Source organism: Tabrizicola sp. (assembly GCF_041913445.1).
Lineage (GTDB): Bacteria > Pseudomonadota > Alphaproteobacteria > Rhodobacterales > Rhodobacteraceae > Tabrizicola.
The window spans coordinates 202,425-228,093 of the sequence record NZ_JAYSFG010000002.1; the positions used below are offsets into that span (position 1 = coordinate 202,425).

A 25,669-nucleotide genomic window follows, 5' to 3' on the forward strand; every position below is an offset into this window, starting at 1 on the left:
CTGGGGCGGAATCGGGGACATCGCGGGGCAGGATGCCCCTTATTGCGCCAAGGTGGCCCAAATGCCACATCAGGCGGCGAGACCGGACAACCCAAGGCTGTAGACGACCGAGCGAGTCACCTCCTGCATCAGACGGGCGACCTCGGGGTCCGGCGCGGTTGCGGGCGTGCCGTCGGCCCGGGCCAGGGCACTTGGCGCGCCGATGGGGTCGGCCTGGTAGATCACGGCCAGATGGACCAGCGCGACGAGGTAGTTGCCCAGGTCGTTGACGTGGATCGGATCCAGCGTGCCGTCGGCCGCACGCTGGAACAGGTCGGTCCGGTCCCGGACATTGCCGACCCCGCCCCGGGCCTCGACTTCGCGGACAAAGGCCGCAAGCACCTGGCCCGCGGGAATCAGCCGGATCTGCGCGGTGTCCGGCAGGTCCTTCAGCGCCGGGCCCAGCACGCGCGAAAGCCAGTAGCGGTCGATGTCGCGGTCGAGGCGGGTCAGCCAGCCCTCGGGGTCGTCCAGGGGATGCCAGGTCTCGTAGAGGAAGAGGCGGACATCGGGCCGCGCGGCGATCGCCTTTTCGGCCCATTGCGCCAGGTAGCGGGGGCTTTCGTAGAACCGGATCGAGGCGCGGATCTCGACCATCTCGGTCAGGACGATGGCGTCGTATTCGCCGCTTGCGATCGCCTCGTGCGCGGGGCGGAAGCGGGGATGGTCGTTCTCCTGCTCGAACCCGTTGATCGTGGCATCGCCCCAATGCGCCTGCAGCGTGGTGCCCCAGCCAAGCTGGCTGTCATAGCTGTGGCCCTCGGGCGCGAGTTGCGCCAGCATCGCGGGCATGTCGCGGTTCACCAGGCTGTGGCCAAGGTGGAAGACGTTCATCGCCCCGGTCGGCGTGGGAAGCGGGGCGGCGATCCGGGTCCGGACCGATGCGGCCGACGGCGGGCGGGTCAGCGCCCAGTAGAGCGACCCGGCAACCGCCGATCCAACCCCCGCCACGCCTGCAAGAACCGCCATCCGCCGCGTCATCTTCACCATGCCACCCCCGCCAGAACCGTGCTGCCCACCACCGTCAGGCGGCCGGTCAGGACTTGCCCGACCCGGAAGCACCCGACGTCTGCACGGAACTGGGCATTGAACCCGCCTTCGACAAGGGTCACGGCCACGGCCTCGAAGCCGAAAAGCGCGCGGTGGGCCGGGTCCTGGGCCTTGAACACCGCTTCCTTGGCGCAGAAGACGCGGCGGACGAGGCGGGCGGGGTCGCCCCTAAGGAGGCCCAGTTCGTCCGGGGCGCAGATGATTGGCCAGAGCGTCTCCTCGAGTGGGGCGTCGGGTTCCAGGTCAACGCCAAGGGGCGCGCCCCGGCGGCCGACGGCGACGGCAAGGTCCGCATCATGGGCGATGGCGCCGGATACGCCCCCTGGCCAGAGCGCAGCGCGGTCAGGTCCCATGGGCAGGGCCACGGGCGCGTGACCAAGTGCCGCCAGCACGCGGCGCGCGGCGGTGCGGCCGGCGGCAAACTCGGCCAGTCTGTGGGGAACGGCACCGTCGATCGCCTGCCGTTCCTCGGGCCAGAGCGCGGCGATATCGGGCGCGCGGGTCCGTTCGGCGGCCACGGCCACTTCGGGTGGAAAGAGCGACCGGAGTGCCGCTTCAACCGCCGTGAGAGAGGTCACCCCATCGCCTTTTCCCGCGCCTCGCGCATGGCCCGACGCCGCGCCATCGCATCCAGCCGCGTGTCGGCGGCGGCGTCGCCCGAGGTGGCGGGCGGGGCGGCGGTCGGGGCGGGTGGGGCAGCGGCGGGAGCCGGGGTTGCCACCGGGGCGATGGGAGCGGGGGGAGCCAGCGGGGCAATCGGGGCCTGGATCGACTTGCCCAGATGCGCGGCCAGCGCCGAGACCACGGGGAAGCGGAAGATGTCCGTGATCGCAAGCCGGTCGGAGTTGAGGGCCACCTTCATCTCGCGGTGGGCCTGGACGGCCAGGAGGGAGTGGCCACCCAGGGTGAAGAAGTTGTCCGACCGCCCGACCTGCGGCACGCCGAGGACCCGCGCCCAGACGGCGGCGATGGCATCTTCGAGGCTGGCCGCCGAGGTTGCGGGGGCCTGGGACACGGATACCGGTGCGGACGCGGGCACGGAGGTCACGGTGGATGAAGCCGGCGCAACTGTGCTTTGCATCGCGGCCGCGAAGGGGGCGGGCAGCGCCTTGCGGTCCACCTTGCCGTTGGGCGTAAGCGGGAACGCGTCCAGCTTCACGACATGCGCCGGAATCATGACCTCGGGCAGGTGCTCGGCCAGGGTGGACTTGAGCGCCGTGGCGTCGACCGGACCGGCGGCCGTGACATAGGCCACAAGCCGCACGTCGCCCGGCTGGTCTTCCCGCGCGATCACCACGGCCTGTCGGATCCCCGGCGCGGCCTCCAGCGCCGTCTCGATCTCACCCAGCTCGATCCGGTGGCCGCGGATCTTCACCTGGAAGTCGGCGCGGCCGAGGTAGTCGAGCTTCCCGTCCGCGCGCTTCCGCACCAGATCGCCCGTCCGGTACATCCGGCCATGCCCGGCGAAGGGGTCGGGGCGGAAGCGGTCGGCGGTAAGGTCAGGGCGCTGGAAGTAGCCCTGCGCCACGCCCTCGCCGCCGATCCAGAGCTCGCCTTCCTGGCCCTCGGCCACGGGGGCTTGCGTCTCGTCCAGGATGTAAAGCGCCGTGTTCGCAATGGGTTGGCCGATGTTGACCACGCCCTCGCCACCCGTCGTTGCCTCGACCGAGGACCAGATCGTCGTCTCGGTCGGGCCGTACATGTTCAGGACCGGCGCGCCGGTCAGGCCGGAGAGGTCCCCGGCCAGGCGGCCCATCAGCGCCTCACCGCCGACCAGCATCCGCTTCAGGCCCTTAAGCGCCGCCCGCGCGCCCTCATCCTCGGCCAGCATCCGGGCCATCGAGGGGGTGCATTGCAGATGGGTGACCTTGTGGCGCTGGATGAGACCCGCCATGGTCTGGTCGTCCTCGGCGCCCGAGTTGGTGATCTTCAACACCTCGGCCACCAGCTTCAGCCCATCCAGCACCACCTGCGTCGGGATGCCATAGTCGATCAGGCAGGCGACTTCATCGATGTCGATGGCCTTCAGCTCCTCGACCCGTTTCACGGCGTCTTCCACGGTGCCGAAAAGGCCCGAATCGTCGAAGTAGCGCAGGAAGGCGAAGTCGAGGATCGCCTCCAGCTCGTCCGGGGCGAGGCTGCCAAGGTCGATGTCCATCGGGTTCGCCACACCCTGCGGCTTCTTGAAGGCCGGGAAGGCCCAGGCGTATTGCTTGATGAGCCCAGCGGCGGAGCGCAGGTAGCTCTTCATCGGCTCGCGCGCCACGTCCCGCGCCTTCTCGCGGTCCTCGGCGAGGAAGGTGTGGAGCATGAGCGTGACCTTGAACTTCGACGGGTCGTGCCCGGCGTCCTTCAGGGCCTGGCGGTAAAGCTTCACCTTGCCCGCGACCTCGTCGATCGACTGGCCGAGGAGGTGGGTCAGGACATGCGCGCCCATCTTCCCGGCCTCGCGCCAGGTTTCGGGGTTGCCCGCGGTGGTGACCCAGGCCTCGATCTCTTTCGAGACCGGGCGGGGTTGGGTCTTGACGGCGAAGGGGGTGCCGTCTTTTCGTGGGAATTCAACGGCTTCGCCACGCCAGAGCTTGCGCACGGCTTCAAGCGAATCGAACAGCGCCTGACGGTTCGCAGGGGGCGTGTTCTCGGGCCGCAGGACGAAGTCATCCGGCTGCCAGCCCGAGGCGAAGGCCATTCCGGCCCGGCCGTTGGTGAGGTTGTCGATGACCGCCCATTCCTCGGCAATGCGGGCCGGGTGGTGCAGGGGGGCGACGATGGACCCGGCGCGGACGCCGATGTTCTTTGTCACCGCTGCGGCGGCAGCGCCGGTCACGGCGGGGTTCGGATAGGGGCCGCCGAAGGCGTGGAAGTGGCGTTCCGGCGTCCAGACGGCGACAAAGCCGTGCTGGTCGGCAAACTTGGCGCCTTCCAGGAGAAGTTCGTATTTCGACGGGCCGGGCAGGTCGTCGTTGCCCCAGTAGTAGACCGAGAAGTCCATCTTGCGGGGGTTGATGGCGCTGTCCCCCGAGGGGCGGACGCGGGCGGAATCGTCGGCGAGGACGACGGTGAAGCCGTTGGTGAGCGTCCAGAAAAGCTCGAGGATTGAGATGTCGAAGCTGAGCGAAGTGACGGCCAGCCAGGTGCCGGGATCGGTGCCAAGCGTGTCGTCCATGCCCGCGAAGAAGTTGAGCGCGTTGCGGTGGGTGACGACCACGCCCTTGGGCCTCCCGGTGGAGCCGGAGGTGTAGATGACATAGGCCGGGTCTTCGGCCTTCGGTCCCCGCGGCGGGGTGGTGGAGGCGTCCAGCGGGTCGGTGTCGAGGATCAGGCGGTGCGGACCTTGCGGCAGATGCTCGGCCACGTCGCTTTCGGTCAGGATGACGGGGCAACCCGAATCCTCGGCATAAAGCGCCAGGCGGTCGGCGGGGTAGGCGGGGTCCATGGGCACATAGGCGGCCCCGGCCAGCTGGATGCCGAGGGCTCCGGCCACCATGTCGGTCGTCCGGCGGCAGGCGAGGCCGACGAGGGTGCCTTGTCCCACACCCATCCCGCTCAGGCTGTTCGCGATGCGCGCAGCGCGGGCGGCAAGCTCGGCGTAGGTGAGTTTGGCGGACCCGGCGATGACGGCGGTGGCGTCCGGGGTCTTCGCGGCCTGCGCCAGGATCGCGGCGGGGATGGTGAGCGTCCGGTCGTAGTCGCGGGCGGTGGCGGCGAGCGTATTCGCGTAGACCTGGGTCTCGGCCTCGGACAGCGGCGAGAGGCTGGCGAGGTCCGCCTCCGGCTTCGCGGCCATTTCCGAGAGAAGCCGGGTGATGCGGGCGGCGAGGCGTCGGGCCTCCTCGGCGGGCATCCGGGTGGCGTCGTGCCAGAGGGATTGGCCGGTGAGGGTGACGGTGGACCCGGCAAGCGGCTGGGAGCCTTCGGTGACGCCGAGGCCGGAGGGGGTGAGCGCGGTCAGGCCCGGTTCACGGAGGGCGAGGTCGGCAGCGAGCCCGGTGGCACTCCGCGCGGCGGCCAGGGATTTGGCGGCCCGGGTTTCGGCGGCAAGGACGGTGCCCGAGGCGTCGAGGCGGACGTGGACCCAGGGGAGGACGTAGCCGGGCGCGGGGTCCTGGCCGGTGGCGAAGGCGATATCCCCAGCGCTGCGCCCCAGTGCACGGAGCGCGGCGAGGGCGAGCCGGTCGGGACCGGCGGCGGGAAGGGGGATCTCGCGCCAGTCTTGCGGGCCAGTGGTGGCGGAGAGGACGTGGTCCGGCTTCAAGAGGAGGGCGCGCAGGCTGGTTTCGGCCTCGGCCACCGGGGCGAGGGCCGCGTCCAGGGCCACGGCTTGCGCTTCGGTGGGGGAGGAGAGCGACGACCCGGCCCGCGCGGTGTCGATGGGCAGCCCCTTGAGGCAGGTGAGACCCTCCAGCCGCACGGCCCCCACGGCGCAGGCGACGGTCAGGCTATCGGCATCGCGGGCGAGGATGGTTCCAGGGATCCCAGATCCGGGGACGACATCGGCATGGGCTACGGCCCAGACCTGGCCGGGGACTTCGACCTTCGCCACCGCGAGGGGGTTGCGGTAGCCGCCGTGGTCCAGGGCGCGGACGGTGCGGGCGACTTCCTCGGCGCTGCGGGTGAAGTCGAGCCGCCCGTCGGCGCGGGGACGGTCGGCGCGGCGCCAGACTTTCCGCGTGCCCGCGGCCTGCGGCTGGCGCGGCTGGCCCCCGGCCTCCATCGCGGTGATCACGGCAGGGAAGCTGTCGACGGCAGCGGCGAAGCAGCGGGCGTTCAGGGTGAATGCGGTGTCGTCACTCTCTACGGGGAAGCTGCGGGTGGCCAGCACCTCGCCCTCGTCGATCCCGGCGGTCATCAGGTGCCAGGTGATCGCGTGGCTTGCCTCGCCGTTGAGAAGCGCCCAGACCGGGGCATTCAGGCCCGCGTAGCCGGGCAGGGGACCGTCGTGGAAGTTCACGCCGCCCTGCCGGGCCAGCTGCATGACGGCCTCAGGGACCAGCGAGAGGTTGGCGACCGACAGCACCCAGTCCACCGCCAGCCCCGCCGTCCGCGCCACCAGCCCCGCGCCGGGGGCGATGACCCGCAGTCCGGCGGAGGAGGCCCAGGCAGCGACCTTCGGCTCGCGCGTGACGACGGCGGCAACCGTGTGCCCCCGCTCCAGCCACAGCTTGCCGCATTCGACCGTCAGGCTTTCGTTGCCGATCAGAAGGGCGGTCAGGGTCATGGCATTCTCCGGGGTCACTCGGCAGCAAGTCGTTGATCAGGCGCGCGGAATTCGCCCGCCTCGGCCGCCTGGATCGCGGCCTTCATCCGGGCGGCGAGCACCCGGACGTTCGGTTCCAGCACCATGGAATCGTGGTCGCCGGGGACCTCCACCACGTCCAGCCGGGGCGCGTAGGGCGTCCAGAGGTTGTCGTGGAAGACGTATTCCCGCTGCGACGAGACCCAATTGCCGCCGGTGACCTTCCAGTGCCGGTCCAAGGGCGGACGGTAGAGGATGACCTTGCCGTCCTCCCATGCCTGCAGGTCGTAGACGCCGATGGCATGGCGGAAGGCGGCCTCGATGGCAGCGTTGTTGTAGGACGGCACGGTCGGGTCGGGCTCGTTCGCGGCCTTGGCGCGGCGCGAGCGTTCCCATTCCCAGCGCCGCTTGGCCCAATCGGCCAGGAACTGCGGCCCCCCGGCGCGGAGTTCCGCGAGCTTGATCAGGGCCTTGTCGGGCTTGGTGAGGAAAGGCCGGACGGGCAGCGGCGTGTCGAGGAGGACCATGAGGGCCACTTCCTCTCCTTCTGCGCGAAGCTGGCGGCCGATGTCCCAGGCGGTGAGACCGCCGCCGGAAAAGCCGCCGAGCAGATACGGCCCCTTGGGCTGGACCTGCCGGATTTCGGCGAGGCAGGAGGCGGCGGCCTCCTCGATCGTCATGTGCGGCTTGTCGTCGCCGAAGAGGCCCTTGGCCTGAAGGCCGTAGAAGGGCCGGTCGGTGCCGAGGAGGCTGGCGAGGTGGCGGAGGTTCAAGACGTTGCCGAACATGCCCGCGACGAGGAAGAAGGGCGTCTTCGGCCCGCCCTCGCCCCGGTGCATGGCGACGAGGTGGGTGAACTTCGGGCCTGCCGGGTCGGCGAGTTCGGTGGGGGCAGGGGCGCTGTCGTCCTGCGGGCCGATGCGGTCGATGATCAGCTGGGCGCAGCGGGCGATGGTCGGGGCCTCGAACAGGACCGAGATCGGGAAGTCGACCTTCCACTGGCGGCGGATCATCGCGAAGAGGCGCACCGCGATCAGGGAGTGTCCGCCCAAGGCGAAGAAGTCGTCCTCGACCCCCACTTCGGCGACGCCCAGGAGTTCGGCCCAGAAGCCGGCAAGGGTGCGTTCCACGCTGTTCCTCGGGGCGAGGTAGGCGCTTTCCAGCTCGGGCCGTGCAAAGCCGGGGCCTTCGGTTTCCGTCGCCACGGGGGCGTTGGCCTGTTTGACCAGCGCGTCGAGGTCGAGCGAGGAGACGAGGACCTGGGCCTGGTCCGAGCCGATGGCGCGGAGGAAGGCCTCGGCACCCTCGGCGGGGCGGATGCCTCCGGCAAGGGCCTGGGCGAGGCGCTGTTCGGCGGGGGACTGGCCACGCTGGTCGTCGTCGCGGATCACCTCGCGCGGGTTCGGCGCGGCGGGTTTGGCGAGGGCTTCCTCGAAGGCGACCTTGCGGAAGGTGATGGCTTCGACCTCGACGAGGACCTTGCCCGTGGGGTCGGTCAGGGTGACGTCGAAGCTCGCGGTGTCCTCGGCAGGCGTGCCCGACAGGCGGACCCAGCTGCGGATTTCTGCCGGAAGCCCGCCGTGGACGCGGACAGAGGTCGTGGTGACCGGGGCCCATACGAAGCCCTCGGCCACCTTGGGCAGAAGCGCGATGCCCCAACCGGTGCCGATGTCGTAAAGCGCGGGGTGCAGCGCGGCGGTGGCGGTGTCGACCACGGCCTGCGGGGGGAGCGAGAGGGTGGCGAGACCTTCGCGGTTGCCGAGCGCGGTGGCCTTCAGGACCTGCCAGCGCGGACCGAAGGCGATGCGGTCCTCCTGCGCCGAGGGGAGGTTTTCCCCGCCTGCCGCCGTGGCCTTGTCCGGGCAACGGGCCGCGATGGCGGTCAGGTCGATGGTCCCGGCGGGCGCGTCGAGGGGGGCGACCCCCATCTCGGCGGTCAGCGCCCAGCCCTGCGGCTCCAGCGCGCGGGCCTGCAGGCGCTGCTTGCCGTCCCGGGTGCGCGTGAGGCTGACGCGGAAGTCGCGGGGGAGGTCCGCCTCCAGCCGCAGGGGACGGAAGACGGTGAGGTCGGTCAGCTGGAAGCTGTTCTTTGCACCGGCAGCCGCCAGAGCCTCACCCGCGATCTCCGGGTAGGCCGAGCCGGGCAGGACTGCCGTGCCGTCGAGCAGGCGGTGGTCGTCCATGACCCAGTGCTCTTTGGTCAGCGTGGCGTGGAAGCGCGTCTCGTCCTCGCCCTTCTGCATCCGTTCCAGGACCAGCTGGCCGGGCAGCGGGGCGCCTGCGTCCTTGCCCTGGCGGCGGGCGTCGGCGTCGGCGGCCATGCCGATGCCGGACCAGATGCCCCAGTTGACCGAGGTGACCTTTGTCAGGCCCCCCGCGCGGGATCTGGCGAAGGCGTTCAGGTATTCGTTGGCCGCCACGTAGTCGGCCTGGCCGGCGGGGGTCAGGACGGTGGAGGTGGAGCTGAACAGGACGATCCGGTCGACCGACCCGTCGGGGAGGAGGGTGTCGAGGAGCTTCGTGCCGTGGACCTTGGGCGACAGGACCGCGTCGGCGGACCCTGGGTCCTTGCCAAGGAGGGGGGCGTCATCGACGGTGCCTGCGGCATGGACGACGCCGTAGATCGGGCCGAACTCCGCGCGGACGCGGTCGAAGGCGGCGCGCATGTCCTCGGGGTTGCAGACATCGGCGGCGACGGCCATCACGCGGCCGAGGCGTTCCAGGCGCGAGAGGACTCCGGCGCGGACCGATCCGGGTTCGGGAAGGTTGCGGCCGATCAGGGCGACCTTGGCGTGGCGGTCGCGCATCAGGCGCTCAGCCACGGTGACGCCGATCCCGCCGAAGCCGCCGGTGATCACCCAGACGGAGCCTTCGGGGACCTCCGCCTGCTCCGGCAGTTTCGCCGGGACGAGGCGGGTCTCAAGCCGACGGCTACCACGGATCGCGGCGACGGTATTGGCGGGGGTCGCAAGCATTTCCTCAAGCACCGCCGAGACCGTTTCGCCCGTGATCTTCTTGTCCAGCGTCACGTCGAGGAGGCTTGCCGTCAGCCCGGGCAGTTCGCGCGGCATGACGCGGACGGGGCCTGCGACGGTGGCTTTCTCGGGGTAGGGGAGCGCCTCGGTCCGGACCTGCGCCGCGCCGGAGGTGACGACGGTCAGGTGGGGCAGGGGCTTCAGGCCGATCTCGGCGATGGCCTGGCCGAGGAAGAAGAGGCTCCAGAAGCCCTGTTCGAGGTTCCGCTGGAAGAAGCTGGAGCCCGGGCGGAAGGCCTCTTTTTCCGTGACCAGCCAGAAATGGGCGATCCGGGCTGGCGACAAGTCGCGCTGGGCGAGGTCGGCGAGAAGCGCGTCGTAGCCTTCGCGCCCGTGTTCGGGGGCGAGCGTGTAGGTGTCGTCCGAAGTGCGGGCGAAGGCGTCGCCGGCGTGGACGGTGATGACGCGGTGGCTGGCGGCCCGCAGGCGCTGGACGGCGGCGCGGGCGAGGCCGGCCTCATCGGCGAAGACGAGCCAGGTCCGGGCAGGCCCAAGTTCGGTTTCCACGTCGACCGGGCAGTCGGCGGGCATGACGCGCCAGCCGATCTTGTAGCCGAAGTCGGTCACGCTGTCGTGGCGCGTCGGGGTCAGGTCGGCCTCGGTCACCACGGCCGGTTGCCCGCGTTCGACGAAGTAGCGGCTGCGCTGGAAGGGGTAGGTCGGCAGGGGGACGCGGCGGCGTTTGGCCTCGCCCCAGAGCTGGGTCAGGTCGGGCTCGGCCCCGCAGGCCCAGAGGCGGCCGAGGGTGGCGATGAAGTGGCGGTCGTCCGAGACGGTGTCATCGGGGTGGCGGAGGCTTGCGGGCACGGGCTGGCCCCCCATCGCGCCGTTGGCCTGCGCGAGCGATGCCATCGCGCGGCCGGGGCCGACCTCCAGATAGATCCGGTCGGCCTTCTGGCGCAGCGTCGCCATGCCGTCGGCGAAGCGGACGGTATTCCTCAGGTGGGCGACCCAGTAGTCGGGGCTGGTCGCCTCGGCATCGGTCAGGACCTGGCCGGAGCGGTTGGAGATGATCGGGATCTGCGGGGGGCTGAGGTGCATCCCGGCCAGATGGGCGCGGAAGGCCGCAAGGATGCCTTCCAGCATCTTCGAATGCGCGGCGATGTCGATTGCGATGCGGGTGGTGTCGATGCCGTCGGCCTTGAGCCGTTCGGCCAGGTCCCTCAGGCCCGCGTCCGACCCCGAAACCACGGTCAGCTCCGGCGCGTTGACCGAGGCGATGTCGAGATCGCCAAGGTAGGGCTTCAGCGCGGCCTCCGACAGCGGCACGGACAGCATACCGCCCGCGGGCACGGTATCGAAGAGCTGCCCGCGCAGGCGGACGAGTCCCACGGCGGCCTCCAGCGTCATCACGCCGGCCACGCAGGCGGCGGCGTTTTCGCCCATCGAATGGCCGATCAGGACGGCGGGCTGGATGCCCCAGCTTTCCCAGAGCTTGGCCAGCGCGACCTCGACGATGAGGATCAGGGGGAGCTGCTTCGACGGCTGGCGCAGAGCCTCGGCCGCGGCCTGTTCCTGGCCCTTGGGCGGAAGCCACAGCGCGCGGGTTTCGGCCTCGGCATCGCCCAGGGCGGCGAGGCCCCGGTCCATCCATTCGGCGAAGACGGGTTCGGTCTCGTAGAGGTCGCGCGCCATGTTGGGGTATTGCGCGCCGCCGCCGGGGAACATGAAGACGACGTCGGGGCGGTCGCCAAGGCGGCGCTGGGTGAAGACGCGGCGGGGGTCGCCAGCCTCCAGCATCTGGGCAGCTTCTTCGTGGCTGCCTGCCACCAGCACGCGCCGGTGTTCGAAGGCGCGGCGGCCTTCCTTCAGGGTCCAGGCGACGTCGGCGAGGTCCTGCTCCGGGTGCGCGCGGAGGTGGGCGGCGAGGCGGGAGGAGGCCTCACCCAGGGCCGACTGGCTGCGGGCGGAGAGGGTGATGAGCTGGAAGGGCCAGTCCGAGGCCTCGGACGCGGCCACGGCGGGCGGTTCCTGCACTACGACGAAGGCGTTGGTGCCGCCGACGCCAAGCGAGTTCACTCCGGCGCGGCGGGGGCCTATGCGGCGGGGCCAGTCGGAAAGCTTGTCGTTGACGCGGAAGGGGCTGCCGTCGAAGTCGATGGCGGGGTTCGGGGCCTCGAAATTGAGGCTAGGCGGCATCTGGCCGTGGTGGAGGGCAAGGGTGGTCTTGATCAGGCTCGCGACTCCGGCGGCGGTGTCGAGGTGGCCGATGTTGGTTTTCACGGACCCGATCCGGGCAAAGCCCTTCGCGTCGGTGGTGCGGCGGAAGGCCTCGGTCAGGGCGGCGACCTCGATGGGGTCGCCGAGGTAGGTGCCGGTGCCGTGGCATTCGACGTAGTCGATGGTCTCGGCGGGCGTCCCCGCGACGGCCAGGGCAGTGGCGACGCAGGCGGATTGGCCCTCGACCGAGGGCGCCAGGTATCCGGCCTTCGCTGCCCCGTCGTTGTTGACGGCCGATCCCTTGATGACGCCCCAGATGTGGTCGCCGTCAGCGAGTGCGTCCTCAAGGCGGCGGAGAAGGACCGTCCCCGCGCCGGAGCCGAACACGGTGCCCTGCGCCCGGTGGTCGAAGGCATGGCAGACGCCGTCGGGGGAGAGGACCTCGCCCTCCTTGTAGATGTAGCCGCGGCCCTGGGGCAGGTCGATGGTCACGCCCCCCGCCAGCGCCATGTCGCATTCGCCGTTCAGGAGTGCCTGGATCGCGTAGTGGGTGGCGACCAGCGAGGTCGAGCAGGCGGTCTGCAAGCCAAGGCTCGGCCCCTTCAGGTCGAAGACGTGGCTGACGCGGGTCGACAGGAAGTCCTTGTCGTTGCCGGTATGGCGGAGGAGGAACATCCCCGTCGAGTCCACCAGCGCCGGGTTCGAGCAGAGGTTGAAGTAGAAGTAGCTGCCCATGCCGCAGCCCGCGAAGACGCCGATGCGGCCCTTGAACCCTTCGGGCGTGTGACCGGCGTTCTCCAGCGCTTCCCAGGCGACTTCCAGGAACTGGCGGTGCTGGGGGTCGAGGATCGCGGCTTCCTTGGGCGAAAACCCGAAGAATTCGGCGTCGAAACGGTCGTAGCCTTCTAGGAGAGCGGCGGCGGGGACGTAGTTCGGGTTGCGCAACAGGGCAGGGCTTTCGCCCGAGGCCAGGATCTCTTCCTCGGTCAGCCGACGCACCGCCGAGCGGCCTTCGCGCAGGTTCTCCCAATAGGTCTGGATGTCTGCCGCGCCGGGCAGATGCGCGGCCATGCCGACGATGGCAATATCGGTTTCAGCGGGAAGGTCCTGCATACCGTCCTTCATGCGACTACCCTCTTCAACTTAGCCTGGCGGCGACTGGCGGCCTGCATGTCGCCACCTGAGCTGGCCCGACGTTGCACCCTGCCCAAGGCAGGCTCGCTGGACGTCCCGGCACCAACACGAAAATCATGCACCTGCCCAAAATCTGGCAACCCATCAGGTCCATCAACGATTCGCGCGCCGTCAAAAATTTCCTTGACCTTTCCTACAGCACCTTGTCCGGATACGCACGGACATTGGTCCATAAAAACGCCATTCCTGCGGCAAAACCGGTTCTAGGCTGCTGATTTCGCTGCTTTGTTGCCATCTGGGCATCAGTCGTGCCGAAGACATCGCCTTGCCGCACAACATTGCTTATGAGAGGGGGGCAACTCCCTTGGAGTTAAGGGAATTGCTTAAGGGTGAGTAGATGACGCGTCAGAGATCCCGCAAGTTGTTTTCCCGCATCCTGTGGTTCGATCAGGACGCTGGCAACGACACGGCCACCGTCACGCCCGCGCCTGTCCCGGAACCCGAGCCGCCGCCTCCGCCGCCAACGCCCGAGGTCCGGCCTGTCCATCCCACGCCGCGCCGGGTCCGGTCGCGCATCCTGGCGCTCGAGCCGCAGCCGGCCTTGCAGGGCGACATCTACACCGAGCATTTCGGGCTGACCTCGCGCCCCTTTGCGCTGACCCCGGACCCCGATTTCCTGTACTGGCCGCAGTCGCACCAGCGCGCCTACACGATGCTGGAATACGGCATCCGCGCCAATTCCCCGATCACGCTGATCACCGGCGAAGTGGGGGCCGGGAAGACCACGCTGCTTTTGCACCTGATCCGGTCGCTTGGGCCCGAGATCAAGGTGGGCCTCATCTCGAACCCGCATGGCTCGCGCGCGGAACTGCTGCGGTGGGTCCTGCACGCGCTGGACCAGCCGGCGGACCTGAACGAAAGCTACGTCGACCTCTTCTCGCGCTTCCAGAATTTCCTTCTGTCCGAATATGCCAACGGCCGGTCGGTCGTGCTGATCTTCGACGAGGCGCAGAACCTGACCGCCGAGGCTCTGGAAGAGCTGCGGATGTTCATCAACATCAACTCGGGCAAGGACGAGGTGCTGCAGCTGGTGCTGATCGGCCAGCCCGAGCTGCGCGATCTGGTGTCACAGCAGAAGATGCGCCAGTTTGCGCAGCGCGTCGCGGCCAGCTATCATCTGACGGCGATGGATCTGAAGACGGTACGCGGCTACATCCCGCACCGGTTGAAGGTCGCGGGCGCTGCGAAGCGCATCTTCACCGGCCCTGCCATCGACCTTATCCACCAGGTGACACGGGGCGTCCCGCGCCTGGTCAACCAGTTGTGTGATCTTTCGCTGGTCTACGCCTTCACGCGGGGCAAGCGCACGGTCACCCCGGCACTTGTCCAGCAGGTTCTGGACGACGGCGTCTTCTTCTCTGCCAACGCCGCACGACACACGAGTGAGACTTCCAATGACGCTTGACCTGCGCTTCTACCTGTCCTTGGTCATGCGGCGGTTGCCGGTGATCATTGCGATCACGGTCACGGCCGCGATGGCGGGGGTTCTTTATGCCATCTCGCTGCCGCCGGTCTACCGCGCCGAGTCCCGCCTCTTGATCGAGAACGCCCAGATTCCGGACGAGCTGGCCACCTCGACCGTGCGGTCGACGGCGGACGAGATCCTGCTGTCCATCCAGCAGCGCATCGAGACCCGCGAGAACCTTCTCATGCTGGCGGACCGGCACAAGCTGTTCGATGACGCGCCCGAGATGACCCAGACGGTGAAGCTTGACCAGCTGGCCAACCGGATCCAGATCTACATGCCGACGACGCAGGGCAATACAGGTGTGGTCCACGTCAGCTTTGCGGCCGGCACCCCCGAGCTTTCGGCCAGCGTCACCAACGACATCGCCGAGCAGATCCTGCAATGGAACACCGAGCTGCGCACCCAGGCCTCGGGCAGCACGCTGGACTTCTTCGACCAGGAAGTGCGTCGCCTGACGGACGAGCTGGCGCAGCAGAACGCCAAGATCCTGGAGTTCGAGCAGGCGAACCGCGACGCTTTGCCCGAAAGCCTGGAATATCGCCGCACGCGCCAGGCCAGCCAGCAGGAGCGCCTGTTGCAGGTCAACCGCGAGCTTGCCTCGCTGCGTGACCGCCGCGACCGGCTGACCGAGCTTTACGACCGCACCGGCCGCCTCGTGACCTCGGAAACCGAACGTTCGCCCGAAGAGGAGCGTCTGGAAGAGGCCCGGCAAGAGCTTGCATCTGCCCTTGTGACGCTGTCGCCGTCAAACCCCCGGCTGCGGGCGCTGCAGACCGAGGTTGCGGCGCTGGAAGAGCGGGTCAAGGCGCAGCTTGGCGCGTCGGGAGGCGGCCAGCTTTCGGCCTTCGAAGTGCAGATGCTGGACATCGACGGCCAGATTTCCTTCCTGGCCGAACAGAAGAAGCTCCTGGAGGAAGACCTCGTCAAGCTGGAAGCCTCGATCGAGGCGACACCCGGCAACTCGATCCGGCTGGCCGAGCTGCAGAGCAACTACGAAACCCTGCGCGTCCAGTACGAGGAAGCCGTGACCAGCCTGTCGGAGGCTCGGATCGGCGACCGGATCGAGGTCACCGACCGGGGCCAGCGGATCAGCGTCATCGACAAGGCGGTGCCACCTCCGTTCCGGGCTGAACCAAACCGCAAGCGGATCGCGATCGTCGCCCTCGGCGCGGGCGTGATCCTGTCGGCCGCGTTCCTGCTCCTTCTCGAACTCATGAACCAGGCGGTGCGGCGCCCTTCGGAAGTCATGAAGGCGCTGGGTGCACCACCCTTCGGCACCGTGGGCTACCTTCTCGGACCCGAGCGGCGCAAGGGGATGACGCTGAACCGCTTCGCGATCCTGGCGATGCTGTTGATCAACATCCCGATGGTCCTGCTGGCGGTGGACCTCCACGTCACGCCGCTGGGTCCCCTCCTGGGCCTTGGCCCCGATTCTGCCGCCGAGGCGACCGCCCCGGCCCTTACCGAGTAAGCACTCATGGAACGGATACAATCCGCACTCGCAAAAGCCCGCGCCGCGCGCGAGCGCAAGCTTCAGGGGGCCAACCCGGGCACCCCGATGAAGTCGGCCGAGACGGGGCCCTGGCAGGGACTGGCAGAGCTGAAGCTCAATCCCGGGCACCTGGAGCGGAGCCGAATCGTGGCGATCAATCCGGGGCCCAGCGCGGCGAGCTTCGACGTGATGCGGACCAACCTCTTGCGCACGCTGCGCACGAACGGCTGGACGCGGGTGGCGATCACCTCGCCCACGCCGGGCTGCGGCAAGTCGACCGTGACCGCGAACCTGGCCTTCAGCCTCGCGCGGCTTGCCGATACGCGGGTGCTGGTGATCGAACTGGACCTGCGGCATCCCTCGCTTATGGAAATGCTGGGGGCGGGGGCCGAACAGCACTTCGCGCAGATGCTGGCCGAAGGGCGTATCGACTACAGCCACATCCGGCGCGTCGGGCCCAACCTGGCCTTCGCGATGAGCACAAGGGCCTCCGAGAACCCGGCGGAACTGCTGTCCGCCGCCCGCACGGCTGACATCATCGACGAGATCGAGACCCAACTGCGCCCCGACATAGTGCTGTTCGACCTCTCGCCGGTCCTGGTCAGCGACGATGCGATCTCGTTCCTCGACCAGGTCGACTGCGCGCTGATGGTCGCGGCGGCCGAGGAAACCACCGTGGCCGAGATCGAGAAGTGCGGCAAGGACCTGGCCAAGCGGACGCAGGTCCTGGGCGTGGTGCTGAACAAGTGCCGCTACATGGAACAGGAAGAGTCGCTCACCTACCCGGTTTGAGGTCGCGACCAAAGAAGAAGGGGCCCGCAAGGGGCCCCTCATCTGGTCCGGATGGAGCGGGCGATGAGATTCGAACTCACGACCCTAACCTTGGCAAGGTTATGCTCTACCCCTGAGCTACGCCCGCGCCGTCTGGACGAGCGAGGATTTATAAAGAGGCGCGGGGGGCCGCAAGGGGTAAAGTGACAGGGCAGTGATTTTTTCTGCTTTTCCTCGCCGGGCCGGCGTCGGACGGACAGGCCAACCGTCCAGAAATCCCCAGTGCACATGCAGCGTCAATCCATGTTGCAGCGCAGTAAAATCGCCGTGACGTTAGCGCGCACGGACCCCGACTCATCTTGGATTCGGGCCTGTTTTGAATAGGTTGCGCGGCGAAGGCACAGTCGCCTTCTTGTGTGGCGCCGCGTGCTGCGGTGCCGCGAAATGGAGAGTTGAAATGAACAAGATCGCATTCGTCCTGGCCGCCTCGGCCCTGTCCGCTACCGCCGCTTTCGCTGAAGGCGAGGCCCCGGCTGCTGACGCTGCCGCCACCGAGGCTGCGGCTCCGGTCGTGGTCGACACCGATGCGAACGGCACCTTCTCGCTGGCCGAAGTGCAGGCGGTCTACACTGCCGTGACCGAAGAGGCCTTCAAGGCCGCCGACACCGACGCTTCGGGCGAACTGTCGGCCGAAGAGCTGAAGGCGGCTGAAGAAGCCGGCTCGTTCACCGCTGCCTGATCTACCGCGCATCTGCGCGGTAAGGGCCGTCCTTCGGGGCGGCCCTTTTCTTTGGCGCTCCTCCGCCGATGGCCCTTTCCGGTGGGAACCAGATCGCCGCCGGGTCGTCATTCCTGCATGAAGACGGCGTGTGACGCGCCGTCCGGCAACAGGAGAACTGCGATGAACAACGATCAGATCGCCGGCATGTGGAAGCAGATGAAGGGCGAGGCCAAGGTGATGTGGGGCGAGCTTACCGATGATGACCTCGACATCGCCGAGGGCCACAAGGACAAGCTGGCCGGCCGCATCCAGGAACGCTACGGCAAGACCAAGGATGAGGCCCAGCGGGAAGTCGACGACTTCTTCTCGCGCTACTAAGCCGCTAGGGGAGGGTGGGCGAAATCGCCCACCCTACGCCCGGAAAACCTTTCCGAAGTCCTAACGTCCGCAGCCAAGTCCTTGATTCGACAGGTCTTCGGATTGCGTCCTGCGTGGACAGGCCGCCGTCATTCCAGCTCGATCAGCAGGTCCTTGGCCTCGATCTGGCTGCCCGGATGGACATGGATCGCCTTCACCACCGCCTCGCGGTCGCAGTGCAGGCCCGTCTCCATCTTCATCGCCTCGATGTTGAGAAGCAGGTCGCCCGCGCGCACCTTCTGGCCCACCGTCACCGCGATGGACGCCACCGCCCCCGGCATCGGCGCGCCGATGTGCGAAGCGTTGCCGTCCTGCGCCTTGGGCCGCGCCGCGGTCTTCGCCTTCACCGCCCGGTTCGGCACGCGGATCACGCGGGGCTGGCCGTTCAGTTCGAAGAAGACCTTGACCTCGCCCTCTTCCGTCGTCTCGCCCACGGCCTGCAGGCGGATCTCCAGCGTCTTGCCGGGGTCGATCTCAAGGCTCACCTCGTCCCCCGGCTGCATGCCGTAGAAGAAGACCGGCGTGGGCAGGGTCCGGACCGGGCCGTACTGCTTGTGGCGGCCCATGTAGTCGAGGAAGACCTTGGGATACATGAGGTAGCCGTTCAGGTCCTCGTCATCGACGGTGATCCCGTTCATCTCCTCGGACACCTTCTTGCGGACCGCTTCCAGGTCCACCGGCGGCAGGGTCTTGCCGGGCCGGTCGGTCAGCGGCGCCTCGCCCTTCAGGACCTTCTTCAGGATCCCCTCCGGCCAGCCGCCATGCGGTTGCCCGAGGTTGCCCTTCAGCATGTCCACCACGCTGTCCGGGAAGGCCACGTCGACGTTCGGGTCCTCGACCTGCGCGCGGGTCAGCCCCTGCGCCACCATCATCAGCGCCATGTCCCCCACGACCTTCGAGGACGGGGTGACCTTCACGATGTCGCCGAACATCTGGTTCGCATCGGCATAGGCCTGGGCGACCTCGTGCCAGCGTTCTTCCAGACCAAGGCTGCGGGCTTGCGCCTTGAGGTTGGTGAACTGTCCGCCGGGCATTTCGTGCAGGTAGACCTCGGACGCCGGGGCCTGGAGGCCGCTCTCGAAGGCCGCGTACTGCTTGCGGACGGCTTCCCAGTAGTCGGAAATTTGCCGCACCGCCGCGATGTCGATGCCGGTGTCGCGGTCGGTGTTCCGCAGGGCTTCGACGATGGAGCCGAGGCAGGGCTGCGAGGTGCCGCCCGAGAACGCGTCCATCGCCGCGTCCACGGCGTCCACGCCCGCGTCGCAGGCGGCAAGGATGGTGGCCGCCCCGGCTCCGCTGGTGTCGTGGGTGTGGAAGTGGACCGGCAGGCCGATCTCTTGCTTCAAGGCCTTGATCAGGACGCGGGCCGAGGCTGGTTTCATGAGGCCGGCCATGTCCTTCAGGCCCAGAACGTGCGCTCCGGCCGCTTTCAGCTCCTTCGCGCGGTCGAGGTAGTATTTCAGGTCGTACTTCGACCGGGCCGGGTCCAGAAGGTCGCCGGTATAGCAGATGGTGCCTTCGCAGACCTTGTTCGCCTCGATCACCGCGTCCATCGCGACACGCATGTTCTCGACCCAGTTGAGGCTGTCGAAGACGCGGAACACGTCGACGCCGGTCTTGGCGGCCTGCAGGACAAAGCTGCGCACCACGTTGTCCGGGTAGTTCGTGTAGCCCACCCCGTTCGAGGCGCGGAGCAGCATCTGCGTCATCAGGTTTGGCATCGCGGCGCGGAGGTCGCGGAGGCGCTGCCAGGGGCACTCCTGCAGGAAGCGGTAGGCCACGTCGAAGGTGGCCCCGCCCCAGCATTCCACGCTGAACAGCTGCGGCAGGTTCGCGGCATAGGCGGGGGCGACCTTGATCATGTCGATCGACCGCATCCGGGTCGCGAGCAGCGACTGGTGCCCGTCGCGCATCGTCGTGTCGGTCAGCAGGACCTTGGTCTGCGCCTTCATCCAGTCGGCCACGGCCTGCGGGCCCTTCTGCTCCAGCAGGTTCCGGGTCCCCATCGCGGGATCGGCCTTCAGCGCGGGGGGCTTCGGCGGCTTGGCCTCGGCCGGGGGCTTCGGGCGGCCTGCCGTCTCCGGGTGGCCGTTCACGGTGATGTCGGCGATGTAGAGGAGGATCTTCGTCGCCCGGTCGCGCCGCTTCTTGAAGGCGAAAAGCTCAGGCGTCGTGTCGATGAACTTCGTGGTGTAGGTGTCGTTCAGGAAGGTCGGGTGCTTCAGGAGGTTGATCACGAACTCGATGTTCGTAGCCACACCCCGGATGCGGAATTCGCGCAGTGCCCGGTCCATCCGCGCGATCGCCTTTTCAGGCGTCTGGGCATGGGCCGTGACCTTCACCAGAAGCGAGTCGTAATACCGCGTGATGACCGACCCGGCATAGGCCGTGCCACCATCGAGGCGGATGCCGTTCCCGGTGGCCGAGCGGTAGGCGGTCAAGCGACCGTAGTCCGGGATGAAGTTGTTCAGCGGGTCTTCCGTGGTGACGCGGCACTGTAGCGCGTGGCCGTTCAGCTTGACGTCGGCCTGGGAGGCCACCCCGGTCGCCTCGGGCAGGGACTTGCCTTCCTCGATCAGGATCTGGGCCTGGACGATGTCGATCCCCGTGACCTCTTCGGTGACGGTGTGCTCGACCTGGACGCGGGGGTTCACCTCGATGAAGTAGAACTTGCCGGTCTCCATATCCATCAGGAACTCGACCGTGCCGGCGCATTCATAGGCGACGTGGCCGCAGATGCGCTTGGCCATCTCGCAGACTTCCTCGCGCTGTTCCTGCGTGAGGTAGGGGGCAGGAGCGCGTTCGACGACCTTCTGGTTCCGGCGCTGGACGGTGCAGTCGCGTTCCCACAGGTGCCAGCAGTTGCCCTGCTTGTCGCCCAGGATCTGCACCTCGACGTGCCGCGCCCGGGTGATCATCTTCTCCAGGTAGCCCTCGCCGTTGCCGAAGGCGGCTTCCGCCTCACGACGGCCCTCGCGGACCTTCGCCTCCAGCTCGTCCTCCGACAGGATTGGCCGCATCCCCCGACCGCCACCGCCCCAGGAGGCCTTGAGCATCAGCGGATAGCCAACTTCCTTCGCCTGCTTCTTGATAAGCGCCATGTCGTCGCCCAGCACCTCGGTCGCCGGGATGACCGGGACACCGGCCTCCATCGCCACGCGGCGAGCGGAGGCCTTGTCGCCAAGCGCCCGCATGGTTTCGGCGCGGGGGCCGATGAAGGTGATCCCGGCCTTGTCGCAGGCGTCGACGAAGTCGGGGTTCTCGGAGAGGAGGCCATAGCCCGGGTGGATCGCATCGGCCCCGGCCATGCGGGCGACGCGGATGATCTCGGGGATGCTCAGATAAGCACCGACGGGCGAGAGGCCTTCGCCGATCCGGTACGCCTCATCCGCCTTGAAGCGGTGGAGGGAAAGCTTGTCCTCTTCGGCGTAGACCGCGACGGTCTTCTTGCCCATCTCGTTGGCCGCGCGCATGACGCGGATCGCGATCTCGCCCCGGTTGGCGACAAGGATCTTCTTGAATTCGGGCATTCTGGCCTCCCCAGGCAAGCGACGCAGGCACATTAGGGGTGCTGCGCTGCAGCGCAAGGGCTTTTGACGTCCTTTTCCGATTGAAATGCGACAGAGCGCCGCGCTGTGTTGTTAGCGCAAACATCGCCGCCGATGTGGGCCTGAACAATCGGTGAACGCGGGACTTTCCCCCGCGCGCGATGCGGGTATACTGTCCCGCATGACCGCTTGGGATGAAGACCAGGCCTTCGAGGCCGCCGCCGCGCCTGTTCCGCTGTCGCAACGCGCGATGGCGGCGCGGCCGATGCCCTATCTGGAGGACCTGAACCCGGCGCAGCGCGCTGCGGTCGAGGCCTTGGACGGCCCGGTCCTGATGCTGGCGGGTGCGGGAACGGGAAAGACCAAGGCGTTGACCTCGCGCATCGTGCACCTTCTGCATCAGCGCCGGGCGCGCCCGAACGAGATCCTGGCGGTGACCTTCACCAACAAGGCCGCGCGGGAGATGAAGGAGCGTGTGGGGCGTCTTCTGGGCGAGGTCGCCGAGGGGATGCCCTGGATGGGCACGTTCCACTCGCTGTCGGTCAAGATCCTGCGGCGGCATGCGGAACTGGTGGGGCTGAAGCCGAACTTCACCATTCTGGACACGGATGACCAGTTGCGGCTGTTGAAGCAGTTGGTGCTGGCCGCGAACATCGACGAAAAGCGCTGGCCGGCGCGGATGCTGGCGTCCCTGATCGACGGCTGGAAGAACCGCGCCTGGCTGCCCGAGAAGGTGCCGTCCTCCGAGGCCGGGGCCTACAACAACCGCGGGACCGAGCTTTATGCAGCCTACCAGGAGCGCCTGAAGACCCTGAACGCGGTGGATTTCGGGGACCTGCTCCTCCACTGCGTCACGATCTTCCAGACGCATGCGGACGTGCTGGAGCAGTACCAGCGCTGGTTCCGCTATATCCTCGTCGACGAATATCAGGACACCAACGTCGCCCAGTATCTGTGGCTGCGACTGTTGGCGCAGGCGCACCGGAACATCTGCTGCGTGGGCGACGACGACCAGTCGATTTACGGCTGGCGCGGGGCCGAGGTTGGCAACATCCTGCGGTTCGAGAAGGACTTTCCGGGCGCGCAGGTGATCCGGCTGGAGCAGAATTACCGGTCCACGGGCCATATCCTGGGGGCGGCCTCCGGGATCATCGCGAAGAACGCGGGACGGCTGGGCAAGACGCTTTGGACAGCGGGGGCCTTGGGCGAGAAGGTCCGGCTGATCGGCCACTGGGACGGCGAGGAAGAGGCGCGCTGGATCGGCGAGGAGATCGAGGCGATCCAGCGCGGAACGCGGGGAAGGGACCCGGTGGACCTGAACCACCAGGCGATCCTGGTGCGGGCCTCACACCAGATGCGGGCCTTCGAGGACCGGTTCCTGACCATCGGTCTGCCGTACCGGGTGATCGGCGGCCCGCGCTTCTATGAACGCCAGGAAATCCGCGACGCGATGGCCTATTTCCGGCTGGCGGTGTCTCCGGACGACGATCTGGCCTTTGAACGGGTGGTGAACCTGCCGAAGCGGGGGCTGGGCGATACGGCGCAGTCCAAGATCAACGTGCTGGCGCGGGGGGCGGGGGTGTCCTTGCTCGACGGCGCGCGGGAGGCCTTGGCGAAGGGCGTGATCCCGGGGAAGGGGGCCTCGCAGCTACGCGCCTTCGTCGACGGGGTGGACCGCTGGCATATGGCCACTCTGCATCCGGAGTACGACCACATCCGGCTGGCCGAGACGATCCTGGACGAGTCGGGCTACACCGAGATGTGGCAGAACGACAAGACGCCGGAGGCTCCGGGGCGCTTGGACAACCTCAAGGAACTGATTAAGGCGCTGGAGCAGTTCGACAACCTGCAGGGGTTCCTGGAGCACGTCTCCCTCATCATGGACAACGAGACCGAGGGGGCGGAGGAGAAGGTCACGATCATGACCCTTCACGCCGCGAAGGGGCTGGAGTTTCCGGTGGTCTTCCTGCCGGGGTGGGAGGATGGGCTGTTTCCCAGCCAACGCAGCATGGATGAGAGCGGGCTGAAGGGGCTGGAGGAGGAACGGCGGCTCGCCTACGTGGGGATCACGCGGGCCGAGGAGGTCTGCACGATCAGCTTCGCCAGCAATCGGCGGGTCTACGGGCAGTGGCAGTCGCAGCTGCCCTCGCGCTTCATCGACGAGCTGCCGGGGGAGCATGTGGAGGTGCTGACGGCCCCTGGTCTCTATGGTGGCGGGTTCGGGGCGGCGGCTTCCGTGGGGTTCGGGTCGAGCCTGGAGGACCGGGTTTCCAAGGCGGACGTCTACAACTCGCCGGGCTGGCGGCGGCTGCAGGAGAACTCCGGGTCGCGCCCCATGCGGCAGCCGCAGGAGGCGCGGCACGTGGTGATCGATATGGAGGCCGTGTCCCCCTATGTGCTGGGGGACCGGGTCTTCCACCAGAAGTTCGGCTACGGCGAGATCATGGGGATCGAGGGCGACAAGCTGGACATCGAGTTCGATCATGCGGGGTCGAAGAAGGTCGTCGCGCGCTGGGTGATCCCGGCCGATCAGGTGGATGACGTCCCCTTCTGAGAGGATGTGTCCACGGTGGACAAAGTCGATCCTGCCAATGATTACAATGGCTTGCTCGCGGACGTTAGGGGTTTGTTAATTTCTGCCGGCATGGATTTCTGACCTGTCCGGAGACCACGCATATGGGCCTCCTGCATTCCATCCTTGTTGGCAATTGGCGGGTCGGTCCGCGGAATCGGAATAGCGGTCTGGCTCAGGCCCTCGACCTCGCCCACATGCGCGAATTGTCCCATGTTTCTACTCCGCCCGATAACCGTAATATTTTACGCCGGTGACATTTGCCGCGTCGAAGGCGTCCTTCACCTCATCGACGAAGTACATGTTGTCGAAGATATGCTTATCGTGCCAAAGCTTGTGCCCGCCGATCTGGGAAAGGTTGAATACGAGTTCGCCGGGCTTTTCGTTGCGCCACGCAATTCCGCGATCAAACGGCTTCGTCGTCTTCTGGTGATCGACGCTGTCCAGCCGGTTGCAGATGTTCATCAAATATATCCGCTGGGCGGGCTTGTTGCCCTTCGCCCAGGTTTCCAGTGGGAAGAATTGGTGCACGCCGGGTTCCAGCTCTTCGATGATGTTGCGCACCTTGTCGCTGGCCAGCATCACGGAGTGCGTCAGCATAAGGTCGGGCATCCGTTCGGCTGCCCCCCCCCAGCGAAATTTCGTGGGGATGTTTTCGAGTTTTAGCGCACGGCCGAGGCGCTTTTTTCCGGGCTCGAAATCAAAGCCGATGCTTCTTCCATCCTTCGTGCGGTCCACATACTCCGTCTTCCGCAGATCGCCGTCTGGGAAGTCGGCACTCAATGTGATGTTGTAGCCTTCATCAAACCCCACCGTCCAGACTTGCGCCATTTCCACCTCCGTTCCAACCGCAGTGTTCGCCATTCCCAGCATCGCCAATCCCACCAGAACCTCGCTCTGCCCATTGTCTGCATTCACTTGTTTTGGCAAAACCTAGCCACAGTTACCCACACGTCCTGCGGTATTCAAACCGAAGCATCTTCGTCCATAGGTATCCCCTCGCACGGCCAGCGCATGCTTGGCGCGCACCGGGGGGGGTGCGGCCTGATCGTCCTTAACACCGCCGTTGCGCCCCCAACCCATTGAAAGAAGTGTAAAACCAGAACGCGACCAGCGTGGACAGCCCGACCGGCCCCCTTGCGGCCCGCTCAGCTTTCGGCAAAGCTGGTCCGACAGCCGGGGGAGGCTTTTCATGGCAGGCGAGGCGATCGAGCTTTCACGGCTGGCCGATCTTCTGGAGACGCAGGCGGCAAGTGGGGGCAGGGTCATCGCTGCCATCGCGGGGGCCCCTGGGTCGGGGAAATCGACGCTCGCGGACAAGCTGGTGGGGAAGCTGAACGCCCGGCAGCCGGGGTTGGCGGCGGTCTTGCCGATGGACGGGTATCATTATGATGACCTCTATCTGGTGCCCGCCGGGCTGCGGCCTCGGAAGGGCGCGCCGATGACGTTTGACGTCGGCGGGCTTTACCACACGCTGAAGCGGCTTCGCGCGCTGGATGAGGATGAGGTCGCGGTCCCGGTCTTCGACCGCAAGATCGAGATCGCGCGGGCGGGGGCGCGGCTGATCCCGAAGGACACTCCGGTCATCGTGGTCGAGGGGAACTGGCTTCTTCTGAACCAGTCCCCCTGGGACCGGCTGCGGCCGATGTTCGACGTGACGGTGATGGTCGAGGTGCCGGAGCACGTGCTGCGCGCGAGGTTGCGGGGGCGGTGGGAGAGGCTGGGGTTATCCGAGCCGGAAATCGTTGAGAAGCTTGAGGAAAACGACCTGCCGAACGGACGCTGGGTGCGCGACGGGTCCATCCCGGCGGATCATGTGATCCGGAACGGCTGACCCCTTCGACGCCCCGCAAATTCCGATTCGCCAGACCCTATTCGCGCTGGCCTTGTGATTCGTTTGGCGCTACTCTGGCCCGCGAAGACCTGGGGGACACACCCGGGCTTCCAAAGGCAGAGCAGGCGTAAC

13 protein-coding genes and 1 tRNA gene are annotated in these 25,669 nt (G+C 67.6%); 7 read left to right on the forward strand and 7 right to left on the reverse strand.

Annotated elements, in window-relative coordinates:
* Positions 1-69 precede the first annotated feature (69 nt).
* The 4 genes from ACE3Q6_RS03355 to ACE3Q6_RS03370 are packed head-to-tail and all read right to left on the reverse strand — an operon-like array spanning position 70 to position 12,645.
* The gene (locus ACE3Q6_RS03355; protein ID WP_374428458.1) at positions 70-1,029 is read right to left on the reverse strand and encodes a hypothetical protein; all 960 of its coding nucleotides are present in this window, start codon (positions 1,027-1,029) and stop codon (positions 70-72) included.
* On the reverse strand, positions 1,023-1,667 hold the full coding sequence (locus ACE3Q6_RS03360; RefSeq protein WP_374428460.1) for a 4'-phosphopantetheinyl transferase: 645 nt from the start codon (positions 1,665-1,667) through the stop codon (positions 1,023-1,025). The genes ACE3Q6_RS03355 and ACE3Q6_RS03360 overlap by 7 nt, the downstream gene beginning before the upstream one ends.
* Positions 1,664-6,307: a MupA/Atu3671 family FMN-dependent luciferase-like monooxygenase gene (locus ACE3Q6_RS03365; protein WP_374428462.1), complete on the reverse strand. Its 4,644-nt coding sequence runs from the start codon at positions 6,305-6,307 to the stop codon at positions 1,664-1,666. Before ACE3Q6_RS03365 ends, ACE3Q6_RS03360 begins: the two co-directional genes overlap by 4 nt.
* A gap of 14 nt (positions 6,308-6,321) precedes the next feature.
* On the reverse strand, positions 6,322-12,645 hold the full coding sequence (locus tag ACE3Q6_RS03370; RefSeq protein WP_374428465.1) for an SDR family NAD(P)-dependent oxidoreductase: 6,324 nt from the start codon (positions 12,643-12,645) through the stop codon (positions 6,322-6,324).
* A gap of 406 nt (positions 12,646-13,051) precedes the next feature.
* Between ACE3Q6_RS03370 and ACE3Q6_RS03375 the strand changes: the two genes are divergently transcribed.
* The 3 genes from ACE3Q6_RS03375 to ACE3Q6_RS03385 are packed head-to-tail and all read left to right on the forward strand — an operon-like array spanning position 13,052 to position 16,466.
* Positions 13,052-14,119, forward strand: coding sequence for an ExeA family protein (locus tag ACE3Q6_RS03375; protein ID WP_374428467.1), 1,068 nt, complete (start codon positions 13,052-13,054; stop codon positions 14,117-14,119).
* Positions 14,109-15,653 (forward strand): GumC family protein, encoded by a 1,545-nt coding sequence (locus ACE3Q6_RS03380; protein WP_374428469.1) that lies wholly within the window; start codon positions 14,109-14,111, stop codon positions 15,651-15,653. The genes ACE3Q6_RS03375 and ACE3Q6_RS03380 overlap by 11 nt, the downstream gene beginning before the upstream one ends.
* Before the next feature lie 6 nt (positions 15,654-15,659).
* Positions 15,660-16,466, forward strand: a complete 807-nt coding sequence (locus tag ACE3Q6_RS03385) for a CpsD/CapB family tyrosine-protein kinase (protein ID WP_374428471.1) — start codon at positions 15,660-15,662, stop codon at positions 16,464-16,466.
* Between the two features lie 52 nt (positions 16,467-16,518).
* On the opposite strand, the gene ACE3Q6_RS03390 is transcribed toward ACE3Q6_RS03385, so the two are convergent.
* Positions 16,519-16,593: transfer RNA gene (locus ACE3Q6_RS03390), tRNA-Gly, on the reverse strand.
* A 309-nt stretch (positions 16,594-16,902) separates the two neighbouring features.
* Between ACE3Q6_RS03390 and ACE3Q6_RS03395 the strand changes: the two genes are divergently transcribed.
* Together ACE3Q6_RS03395 and ACE3Q6_RS03400 are read left to right on the forward strand one after the other, a co-directional pair.
* Complete coding sequence (locus ACE3Q6_RS03395) at positions 16,903-17,184, forward strand: hypothetical protein (protein WP_374428475.1); 282 nt, start codon at positions 16,903-16,905, stop codon at positions 17,182-17,184.
* 162 nt (positions 17,185-17,346) lie between these two features.
* Positions 17,347-17,544 carry a CsbD family protein gene (locus tag ACE3Q6_RS03400; protein ID WP_374428479.1) on the forward strand — a complete coding sequence of 66 codons (198 nt, stop codon included), beginning with the start codon at positions 17,347-17,349 and terminating at the stop codon, positions 17,542-17,544.
* Positions 17,545-17,672: 128 nt separating this feature from the next.
* Here the strand turns inward: ACE3Q6_RS03400 and ACE3Q6_RS03405 are convergent, their stop codons facing one another.
* The gene (locus ACE3Q6_RS03405) at positions 17,673-21,113 is read right to left on the reverse strand and encodes a pyruvate carboxylase (protein WP_374428483.1); all 3,441 of its coding nucleotides are present in this window, start codon (positions 21,111-21,113) and stop codon (positions 17,673-17,675) included.
* A 199-nt stretch (positions 21,114-21,312) separates the two neighbouring features.
* Between ACE3Q6_RS03405 and ACE3Q6_RS03410 the strand changes: the two genes are divergently transcribed.
* Positions 21,313-23,685 carry an ATP-dependent helicase gene (locus tag ACE3Q6_RS03410; RefSeq protein ID WP_374428487.1) on the forward strand — a complete coding sequence of 791 codons (2,373 nt, stop codon included), beginning with the start codon at positions 21,313-21,315 and terminating at the stop codon, positions 23,683-23,685.
* 237 nt (positions 23,686-23,922) lie between these two features.
* Here the strand turns inward: ACE3Q6_RS03410 and ACE3Q6_RS03415 are convergent, their stop codons facing one another.
* Positions 23,923-24,621 carry an imm11 family protein gene (locus ACE3Q6_RS03415; RefSeq protein WP_374428491.1) on the reverse strand — a complete coding sequence of 233 codons (699 nt, stop codon included), beginning with the start codon at positions 24,619-24,621 and terminating at the stop codon, positions 23,923-23,925.
* A gap of 274 nt (positions 24,622-24,895) precedes the next feature.
* Between ACE3Q6_RS03415 and ACE3Q6_RS03420 the strand changes: the two genes are divergently transcribed.
* Positions 24,896-25,537: a nucleoside/nucleotide kinase family protein gene (locus ACE3Q6_RS03420; RefSeq protein ID WP_374428496.1), complete on the forward strand. Its 642-nt coding sequence runs from the start codon at positions 24,896-24,898 to the stop codon at positions 25,535-25,537.
* Positions 25,538-25,669: the final 132 nt, after the last annotated feature.